7 protein-coding genes are annotated in these 9,655 nt (G+C 60.7%); 1 reads left to right on the plus strand and 6 read right to left on the minus strand.

What is annotated here, in order from left to right:
- Nucleotides 1-148 precede the first annotated feature (148 nt).
- The 6 genes from JNL55_RS03420 to JNL55_RS03445 all read right to left on the minus strand — a co-directional run bounded on the left by JNL55_RS03420 (nt 149) and on the right by JNL55_RS03445 (nt 8,409).
- On the minus strand, nt 149-2,044 hold the full coding sequence (locus tag JNL55_RS03420; RefSeq protein ID WP_293849273.1) for a SurA N-terminal domain-containing protein: 1,896 nt from the start codon (nt 2,042-2,044) through the stop codon (nt 149-151).
- Nucleotides 2,045-2,164: 120 nt separating this feature from the next.
- A complete protein-coding gene (locus JNL55_RS03425) occupies nt 2,165-2,965 on the minus strand; it encodes a DNA-formamidopyrimidine glycosylase family protein (protein ID WP_293849276.1) in 801 nt (266 codons plus the stop codon).
- Nucleotides 2,966-3,028: 63 nt separating this feature from the next.
- Nucleotides 3,029-5,926: a TonB-dependent receptor gene (locus tag JNL55_RS03430; RefSeq protein WP_415922999.1), complete on the minus strand. Its 2,898-nt coding sequence runs from the start codon at nt 5,924-5,926 to the stop codon at nt 3,029-3,031.
- 99 nt (nt 5,927-6,025) lie between these two features.
- Nucleotides 6,026-7,690, minus strand: a complete 1,665-nt coding sequence (locus JNL55_RS03435; RefSeq protein WP_293849280.1) for a DUF5597 domain-containing protein — start codon at nt 7,688-7,690, stop codon at nt 6,026-6,028.
- 68 nt (nt 7,691-7,758) lie between these two features.
- Nucleotides 7,759-8,034 carry a DUF2277 domain-containing protein gene (locus JNL55_RS03440; protein WP_293849282.1) on the minus strand — a complete coding sequence of 92 codons (276 nt, stop codon included), beginning with the start codon at nt 8,032-8,034 and terminating at the stop codon, nt 7,759-7,761.
- Nucleotides 8,035-8,055: 21 nt separating this feature from the next.
- A complete protein-coding gene (locus JNL55_RS03445; RefSeq protein ID WP_293849285.1) occupies nt 8,056-8,409 on the minus strand; it encodes a DUF1428 domain-containing protein in 354 nt (117 codons plus the stop codon).
- A 232-nt stretch (nt 8,410-8,641) separates the two neighbouring features.
- On the opposite strand from JNL55_RS03445, the gene JNL55_RS03450 reads away from it, so the two are divergent.
- The gene (locus JNL55_RS03450; protein ID WP_293849286.1) at nt 8,642-9,637 is read left to right on the plus strand and encodes a DUF3617 domain-containing protein; all 996 of its coding nucleotides are present in this window, start codon (nt 8,642-8,644) and stop codon (nt 9,635-9,637) included.
- Nucleotides 9,638-9,655: the final 18 nt, after the last annotated feature.

The following is a 9,655-nucleotide window of genomic DNA, read 5'->3' on the forward strand; positions in this document are numbered from 1 at the left end:
TGAGCTTCCCTGAAAGCGACTGATCCTTAAACGCCATCAGAATGCAAAACGCCGCGGCTTCTTGCGAAACCGCGGCGTTTTTGTATCGACTGCCTCGCCGCCCCCTTCTGAGCCGGCGAACCACTTTCAGTGATTTAACGCTGCCGCGTTATTCGAAGACCTTGTCGTTGCGGACGATATCCGCATTACGTTCGGCTTCTTTCACGTAAGCGCTCAGCTCTTCGCCGCCGACCGTACGTTCGGCCTGACGACGACGGTTGGCACGTTCCGTCTCCGGCTCAGTGCTCGCCTCGCCATGGCGAAGCTGCGACACCGCCAGCACGGCGTAGTTGCCATCGTCCGTCGGCACGCCCGACACGAACGGCTTGGCTTCCGAAATCTGCGACTTCGACGCCTGGAACGCCGCACGCAACACCGCAGGCGGAGCGATCGAATCGTCACGCGTCACGAAGCGCTTGCCCACTGGCTTCAAACCGGACGCGCTCAGCGAATCCCAGCTCTCGCCCTTCTGCAGCTTGGCCAGCGCTTCAGTGCCCTTGGCCGTCGCAGCGTCGCGAGCCGCTTGCGCACGCAGGCGCGACTCGATGTCGCCACGAACTTCAGCCAGCGGCCGCGGCTCGGCCGGCTTGTGCGCGACCACTCGCAACACCACCGCCTTGTCATCGCCAACCGGCACCAACGGACTGTTCTGGCGACGCTCCAACACGTCTTCGCTGAACGCCGCATCGACCACGCCCTGCTCGGCGCCGAACTCGCCGCCACCTTCGCGAGTGAACCCTTTGACCGCTTTGATCTGCAGGTTCAGCGATTTCGCCACCGAGTCCAGCTCGGTGAGGGCAGCGAACGCAGCGTCAGCCATCTTCTGCGACTCGTCGTAGAAGCCGGTCTGCGCGCGGTCCTTGCGATATTCCGCTTCGATCTCGGCGCGTGCTTCATCGAAGGTCTGCAAATGACCCGCTTCGATGTTCTCCAGCTTCAGCACGTGATAGCCGAACTGAGTCTTCACCGGGCCGCGAATTTCGCCAGGCTGCATGCTGAACAACGCGTCTTCGAACGGGCCGACGAACATGCCCTTCTGCGCCCAGTCCAGATCGCCGCCTTGTGCGGCCGAGCCTGGGTCCTTGGAATTTTCTTTGGCCAGCTTAGCGAAGTCGGCACCGGCTTTAACTTTATCGGTCAGCTCCTGTGCCTTCTTCTGCGCGGCCGCGTCGTCGAGACCGTCAGTCGCGGTGACCAGGATGTGACGAGCACGACGGCGCTCTGGCGACTCGAAGCGCTGCTTCACCTGCTCGTAGTAGTCCTTGAGCTCTTTGTCGGTCACTGTGACGTTCGACTCCGCCTGCGCACGAGTCAGCTCGATGTATTGCAGGTCGACCGTCTCCGGCAGCAGGAATTGCTGGCCGTTGGCTTCGTAGAATTTCTGGATCTGCTCGTCGCTGACCGTCACCGACGCGGCGAAATCCTTGGCGGGAATCAGCACGTAGTCGAGTTCACGCTGCTGCTTCTCCAGCGCGTAGCGACGCTCCAACTCGTAGGGAGCAGCGAATGCCGAATCCACCACTGCACTCTGCAGTTGATCGAGCAGCAGCTCGGCCTGCAGATCGGCTTCGAAACGCGCCTCAGTGGTACCACTGGAGCGCAACAGCGCGATGTAGCGGTCCTTATCGAACTTGCCGTCGACCTGGAACTGCGGGATTTCCATCACGCGCTTGGCCAGCGCTTCGTCGCTGACCTTGTAGCCGAACTCGTTGGCGCGCTGAGTGAGCAGCGTCTGCTGAATGTATTGATCGAGCAGCGCGGTCTGCTGGGACTTGGCCATTTCCGGCGGCAGCTCGTTGCGGAGCATCTGCTGCAACTGAGACTGACGCTGCTGCCAGGCGCGGCGCACGGTCTCCGCCGAAATGCGCTCGCCGTCCACCTTGGCGGCGAACGAACCAGAACTCGACTGGAAGTCGATGCCCCAGAACACGAACACGATGGCAATGGCGCCGAGGAACAGACTGGCGACCCAGCCGGCCGTTTTGTCGCGGATGGTTTGTAGCATGTTGAAGCGGGAATTGAGTCCCTAAACGATTGATTCCGAACGACTTGCCCGCCGTTGCTTGGAACCGCGGGCGCGCGATAGTAACAAACCCGGGGCCCGCCTGACACGCCGAGGCTGAAGTTACTTCTTTAAAGGAGCCCGTTGAGTGCGCGCTCGCTTGGCTTTGGCTGCCGGTTTTGCCGGCTTGGCATAGCGGGTCTGACATCGCTCGCAGCAGAAGGTGCGCCGGTCCCTGACGCCCAAATAGGCGCGCTTCAGTTTGATTTCGCAGCGCGGACACATGCCCTTGTTGTGGACCAGCCAGTGCTGGCGCAGCTCGGACGCTCGCTTCCATTCCAGAAACTGAAAACTGTAGGTCCTCGCCTCGTCCGCCATCTCTTTGAGTTTCGCCGCCGGCACCGCACCGACCGTGGAGCACGGATGCACCCGGATTCGAAACAGCACTTCGTTCTTGATGATGTTGCCGACGCCGGCGAAGACGTCTTGGTCCAGCAACGCGTCGCAGATCCGCGTGTCGGGCATGGCTTTGAGCTTTTGCCTCGCTGCCGCCGGATCCCACTGGTCGGACATCACGTCGCCGCTCCAGTCGTAGGTATCGTCCAGATCGCCTTCTATGTAGCGCACAGCGCAGTTGTAGAAGTTCAGCTCTTGGCCGCCGGCAAACTTCAGACCCAGGCGAATGGGCTTGTCCGGCTTGCGTTCGTTGATGCAGTACCGGCCGAACATCAACAAGTGAATTCGAACGCTGAAGCCGCTGAACTCGATCAGGAAGTGCTTGCCCCACGTGCGCAACGCCACGATGCGTTGCTTGGCGATGCGAGCCTTGTCGATCTTCGCGTTGCCCTCCGCGGCCAGCACGCGTTTGCCTTTGAAGATCTGCGCTTGCTCGCGCAGGATGACCAACGATGGACCTTCCGGCATGACTCCTCGGACAGCTTTCGAGCTACCGAGGAGTCAATCGATCAGGTCACGCAAGGTTCCGCATCAGAACGTGGCGCGCAAGCCCAACAACACCTGACGCCCCGGGTAGTACACCGAGTACGGCGAGTTGTCGTAGCCGAACAGAGTACGAATCGGCTCGTTGGTCAGGTTCAACGCATCCAACGTCAGCCGCATGGACTCGTTCGCGAACGGCAACGTGTAGCCGGCGGACAGGTCGAGCTGGCCGCGAGCATCGGCACGCAGCGGCACGTTGACGTTGTTCTGCGGAGCATTGGCCGCGATCGACTCGTCGTTCCACACGTAGTTCAAGCTGATCGACACGCCATAGTTCTCGTAGAACGCCTGCAAGTTGTAGCTCCACGGCGCGATGCCAGTGGCCTTGAGGTTGCCCGAGGCGCTTTGAGTGATGCGCGTGCCGTTGGCCGAGAAGCCCAAGCCTTCGGTGACGAAGTCCAACGGCTGCACCCAGGTGATTTCCGCGCCTTCCAAAGTCAACTTGTTCAAGTTGACGGGCCGATTCAACGTGACCAGCGCATTGACGCCACCGCGCGGCTCCATCGCTGCACGCTGCGTGTCGGTCAAATCGCTGTACGGAATGCCCAGACTGGTGAACGGCACCTGCGACTGCTGAGTAGCGGTGAAGCCATCGACATCCTTACGGAACAAAGCGAGACCGATGTAACCCAGACCGCCGGTGTAGAACTCACCGCCGAGGTCGAAGTTGTTGGAGAAGTACGGTTCCAGCTCCGGATTGCCGACGCTGGCCACCTGACCGGACGTGTCACTGAAAGTCGTGCCCGGCAGAATCTGACCGGCATCAGCGCGCGTCATGCTGCGAGACACGGAGAAGCGCACCTTCACGCGATCGGCAAGATCGTAGGCCGCGTTGAACGACGGCAAGAAATCATCGTACGTGCTGTCCAACGTCTGATCGAAAATGCCAGCGCCAGTCTGCACCGGGCTGGTCACGGTCTGATCGGTATGGAAGTAACGCACGCCACCGTTCAAACGCAGATCGCGATCGAACAGCACCAACAAGTGATTGGCTTCGATGTACGTGCCCGCCGTTTCTTCGGCGATATCACCCGTCGCGCCGCCGGTCACCGCACCGATGGCTTGAGGTGCCGTGTCACGGTAATACGCGTAGTTGGTAGCACGCTTCAACGCTTCCAGATTGGTCATGATGAAACGCGAATAGCCGACGCTGCCGCTGGCCAGGTGACCGAAATTATTCGTGTCCATGGCACGCAGATACTGCGCGACTTGCGAGTTTGGCACTGAGCCCGTCACACCTGCGCACAACGTGCCACACACCGCCTGCTGAAACGCGGCGCTGTTGTCGTATGCACGAATGGAACGCTCGGCCTTGTCGTAAGCCACGCCCACTTTGATGTTGGAATCGTCGTCGCCGATGATGGTGTCGACGTGCGCGCCCTGCGTCTCGGTCTCGCGCTTCACGTTCTGTACGTTGACCCGATACCAGGTCCAGCCGAGATTGGGATCGTTCAGATCGACGTTGGTGGTGATGACAGGCTGATCGCTGCCGCCGTTTTGCAAATACACCTCGACACCCGACTCACGCGCCGTCTGGAAATCGAACTGCGGCTGCTCGCGGAAGAACTTGCTGTGGCTGTAGTTCACCTGCGCGTTGACGCGCACCTTGTCGGCGACCTGCCACTCCATGCTCGGATTGACGTTATAGAACTCGGTGGACTGGTCGAAAATGTCGTTCTCGAGGAAAAAGCTCGAATTGGCGAACGTGCCGTCGGTGACCACGCCATTGCCGTCGACGGTGAGATCGATTGGCACCATGCCGCCGGTGGCCGTGGGCGACGTGCCCGGGCCCGAGTTACGCACGTACCAATTCATGTTCAAACGCTGATAGTCGCGATCCGACTCGGCGTACATGGTGTCGATGGCGAACTTCAACGTATCGCTGGCGCGATATTCCATCGCGAGCAGGCCCGACACGCGCGAGCGATCGCCGATGGTGTAGCTATTACGACCCAAGCGCGGCAACAGTGCAGTCTTCAGAACGTCGGTAGAAACGCCCGCCAAATTCGCCAACGCCGCCGCGCTGAGCGCTGTGCCCGGCGTGTAGTTGCGGACGTTGTTCGGCATCACCGGCGCATACAAGAAGCCGTTGCCGTTGTTGGTGTCGGTGACACCCAGCGAGCTCAGATTACCGTCGGTCCAACCGACCGACTCGAAGCCGTCGATGCGCGTTTTGGTCTTCACGCCCGACACGCCGACCAGCACGCCGAATTTGTCCCAGGTGTTGCTGGCAACGATAGCGCCGCGCGGGCTCACTTCGTCGTTGGTGTCCGTGTACTGGGTCTGACCGATGACGGTGAAGTGCGCGCCTTCACGATCGAACGGGCGCGCGTTGCGCAGGTTCACCGTGCCAGCGATGCCGCCTTCCAACGTGGAGGCGACCGGAGTCTTGGCGACATCCAGGCGCGTAAACAATTCGGAGGGGAAGAAATCCAGATCCACTTCGCGATTGGCGCTGCCGCCGTTGGTGCCGCCATCCGAGGCCACCGCGATTTGCGAGCCGTTCAACAACACTTTGGAAAAGCTGGGGCCGAGGCCTCGCACCGACACTTGCACGCCTTCGCCGTTGATGTCGCGATTCAACTTCACGCCAGGAATGCGATTCAACGTCTCGGCCAGGTTGGTCGCCGGCAATTTGCCGATGTCCTCGGCGAAGATCGAGTCGCCGAACGCAACCGACTCGCGCTTGGACTCAGTGGCGCTTTGCAGACTCTGGCGAATGCCGGTGACCACGACCTCTTCCACATCGCTCGCGGCCGGCGCGGTGTTCTGAGTTTCTTGGGCTGGAGCCTCCTGAGCGAATACGCTCGCTGCCGCGGCCAGACCCAGAACCGTCGCGGACGGGAACAACACCGCACGCAGAATGTGTCGCTTGCTCAAGCTCATATCCCCTCGCCTCCACTCGTACTCAATCGATTCGTCGTTTGTTAACGCTATCAAATCGCTGCGAAGAGCCACCCTCGACGCTATGCGCGCCGCGGTCACTCATCGATAGCGATAAAACCGTATTCGCTGAATCTGGAATTGGCCCGGCGCCAGTCGCACGTGCCGGCCTTGATGGGTCTGGTCGCCATTCAGCGCGCGGCCAGCCACCCAACGTCCCTGCGAGTCGAACGTGCCTTCCCAGGCAGAGTCGATCCCCGCCAACGGCGGGCCTGCTCCCACCGGCTTTGCTGTCACCGTGATGCCCTGACCCGCGATCAAATATTCCTCGGGACCGGTCTGCACGATCAGGCCGCCGTGGGTCGCAACTCGCTGCGACGCCTTGGGTACCCACGGATCGGTGAACGACACCGTGAAACGATAACCGCCAATGTCTTCAGTGATCGGCGTGGCGATGACGGTTTCGTCTTCGAGGACGCGTGGTTTGAAACCGGACATGCGGCCGAGCCCCTGCGCGGAAAGAATTGCCGGGCTGAGTTGCCTCAGCACGGCATAGGCATCTGCCAGGGGGTTGGGTTTGAGGTCGCCGATGGCTTCGATGGAGAACGGCCCGAAGCCGATGGCGTCCAGCTTGCCGAATGCATAGAACGCATTGGCCGGCACTTCGGGCTGATCCGAATTGTTGGCCTCGGGAATGAACAAAGCGTTGTCGGCACGGCGGAACAGCGACGCGAGATCCACGAAGTTGGGGAAATAAATATCCGGCGCCAGCAAATCGAGCGATGGCGCACCCGCTTTCCAAACCTCCAACAAATGCGGCAACGGCCCGCCGCTCGGATATTCACCCGGCGCCTTGCCCATGCGATTGAGCGCGGCATTCACATACATCGGCAACGGATACGCTGCTTTACCTGAAGTGACCAAGGCTTCGACGAATCGCGAGTAATGCCAAGCGGTGAATGTTTCCGCAGCGGCATCGCCTTCGCCAAAGACTTCAGTCCAGCTGCCGGCGCTCTTGCCGCCCTGCTCGGCCCACAACTTGTGCAGCCCGGTGCCATTCGCGCGCGTGGCATCGAGACGACGCAGCAACTCGGCGGGCACTTGCTCAGCAAACAAACGATTCGCTTCCGGACCGTACTCGCGCGCCACCGGCAACATGCCGATCTCATTTTCGACTTGCACCATCACGATGGTGCTTTGCTCGGCATCCACCGCTTTGATACGACTGAGAAGCGCCGCGAATGCACGCGCATCGGCATCGCGAGTTGCCGTCGAAAATGCGGACAGAATCTCGGTGCTCTGCCCGTTCGGTAATTGCACGCGAGGAAATCTGACTTGATCGCGCTTGACCCATGCCGGCACATACGTCGACATGCTGTTCTTCCAAGCGCCGAACCACAACAGCACCAACTTCATGTCGTGGGCGCGCGCATCCTTGAGCAACTGATCCAGCGACGACCAGACGAACTTACCTTCGACCGGCTCGAGCAGTTCCCAGGACACGGGCGCAAACACCGCGTTCAAGTTCATCTGCTTGAGCTTGGGCCAATGCGGCGCCATGTAGGCCGCGCTGCTGGCGCTGGAATTACCGAGTTCGCCTCCCAACAGCAGCAGCGGTCGATCGTTGACGATCAGGCGCTGCGTCGAGCCCTGCCGTTCCAGATGCGGAGGCGCAGCGTGTGCGGTGGAGACCAGGAATGCGGCAACTGATAGCGCTACCAGACGCGACAGAAAAAAAACGCGCCGCGCGCGCTCGACACTCGTCATGATCCCCCTCGACATCCAGCAAATGGATTTTGTATGAGTATAAGTATTCAACGACCGCCGGCGACTTGTCAAACTTGGCGGCCGAATCGGACCGCCGAGCGCGCCTTGGCCCGTTCAGCTTCGACTTCGCGATTCTTGGGCTCGGCGTTGGTCGTCATCGAGTGAATCAAGGTGCGAGCGGCGGCGGAGACCTGCTCCACCGCGCGCTCGAACGCCGCCTCATTGGCTTTGGACGGCAACGTGAAGCCACTCAGCTTGCGGACGAACTGCAGCGCTGCATCGTGGACCTCGTCGTCCGTGGCCGGCGGCTCGAAGTTGAACAAGGTTCTGATGTTACGACACATCGCTGCTCCTCCGACTCGGGCTCAGACCTGCAAGAAGGTGTCGAAACCGCCGAAAATCATGCGTTTTCCGTCCACCGGCAGATCCTTGAACATCTCTTTCATGCGCGGATCGGCCATCACTTTTTCATTGACGGCATCGCGCTGCTGACGCGACTCGTACTTGATCCAAGAAAACACTACGGTCTCCTCAGGCGTCACTTGCACAGCCCGCGGGAACGACGTGAGTTCGCCGTACGGCACATCGTCGGCGACGCATTCGACGTATTCCAAGGCGCCATAACCCTTCCACACCTCGGCGCACAGCCGTGCCTTCTCTTTGTACAGCTCCAGTTTGTCTTTTGGGACCGGCAACACGAAACCGTCTACGTAGGCCATGGCAAGCTCCTGTCGGTGAATTTCTATTCAAGGACGCGCGAGCGCGAGCGGTTCCGACACCGGTCGAGAAAAAACCCATTGGCCTCGCGCGCTACTGAAAAGTCAACTGCCTTGACGGGGCATGGACGTAGAAAACCACGGCATGCGAGCCTACGCTCCGTTGCCAACAAGCGCAGGCCCAACTGCGCCCGCTCGCGACCGGCCTCGCGATCCTAACAGTGCAGGAATCCCCATGAAAAATGTGCCCAAGTTGCTGTTGCTGACCGCCTGTGCCGCCACCTCCCTGGCGTTGGCCCAGAGCACCGTGCCGGGCGAAAAGTGGAAAATCACCAGCTCCATGCAGATGGCCGGCATGAGCATGCCGGGCCAGTCCTCGGAAATCTGTAAAGAGCCCGGTCAGGACGCCGCCCCGATCCGCACCGACGACAACTGCCAGATCTACGACATGAAGCGCAGTGGCAACGAGCAGAGCTTCAAGATGCGCTGTACCGGTAAGGACGCGGTGGAAGGCACGGCTCGCTTCACCTACCTCGGCCCCGATCACTATCAGGGCAAGATGGAAATGACCACTCAGGGCGAGACCATGGTCATGAACTACGAAGGCAAGAAGCTGGCCGGCACTTGCGATGGCCGCGAAATGAATCTGCAGGCCAAGAAGATGATTGCCGAAGGCGAACGCCAGCAGAAGGTCGCCGAGCAACAGACTGCCGAGTATTGCCGTAAGGAAGCCGCTGCCGGCAACGGTCCGGGGTTCCTGACCATGTGTAAAGACCCGGCCGACAAGCGCACCTTCTGCGAGGCTGTGCGCAAGCCGGAGAACTTCAAGCGCCTGAGCGATCAGGAACGCAAGACCACTCGCTATGCCGCCAACAGCAACATGCCTGGCGCGCGTCCGTTGACCGAATCGGCGACAGCCTGCGGCTTCTCGGCCGAGAAAGAACGCGAAGGTCTGTGCCAACTGGCGGATCGCAACGGCAACCTGGACTTCATCGCCACCGAATGCCCGACTCAAGCGGCCGGCATCGCGGCTGCGCAGTGCGCTGGTCGTCGCTACACTGCCATCGCCGAACGCTATCGCAACTTCTGCTCTGAGTTCGCCAGCGCGCAGGGCGACGACGGCGCTCAGGATCAGCAGCAGGCGCAAGATCAGCCGCAGACCCCGGGCGAAAAGACCAAGGGTCTGTTCAACAAAGGCAAGAAGGCACTGGGTGGCCTGTTCTCGAACTAACGATCGCAATACGCGCCG

This window comes from Steroidobacter sp. (assembly GCF_016790065.1).
GTDB lineage: Bacteria > Pseudomonadota > Gammaproteobacteria > Steroidobacterales > Steroidobacteraceae > Steroidobacter.

Coding starts and splice junctions, on each gene's coding strand:
- JNL55_RS03420 (WP_293849273.1), bottom strand. CDS start 2,044: ATGCTACAAACCATCCGCGACAAAACGGCCGGCTGGGTCGCCAGTCTG.
- JNL55_RS03445 (WP_293849285.1), bottom strand. CDS start 8,409: ATGGCCTACGTAGACGGTTTCGTGTTGCCGGTCCCAAAAGACAAACTG.
- JNL55_RS03450 (WP_293849286.1), top strand. CDS start 8,642: ATGAAAAATGTGCCCAAGTTGCTGTTGCTGACCGCCTGTGCCGCCACC.
- JNL55_RS03430 (WP_415922999.1), bottom strand. CDS start 5,926: ATGAGCTTGAGCAAGCGACACATTCTGCGTGCGGTGTTGTTCCCGTCC.
- JNL55_RS03440 (WP_293849282.1), bottom strand. CDS start 8,034: ATGTGTCGTAACATCAGAACCTTGTTCAACTTCGAGCCGCCGGCCACG.
- JNL55_RS03435 (WP_293849280.1), bottom strand. CDS start 7,690: ATGACGAGTGTCGAGCGCGCGCGGCGCGTTTTTTTTCTGTCGCGTCTG.
- JNL55_RS03425 (WP_293849276.1), bottom strand. CDS start 2,965: ATGCCGGAAGGTCCATCGTTGGTCATCCTGCGCGAGCAAGCGCAGATC.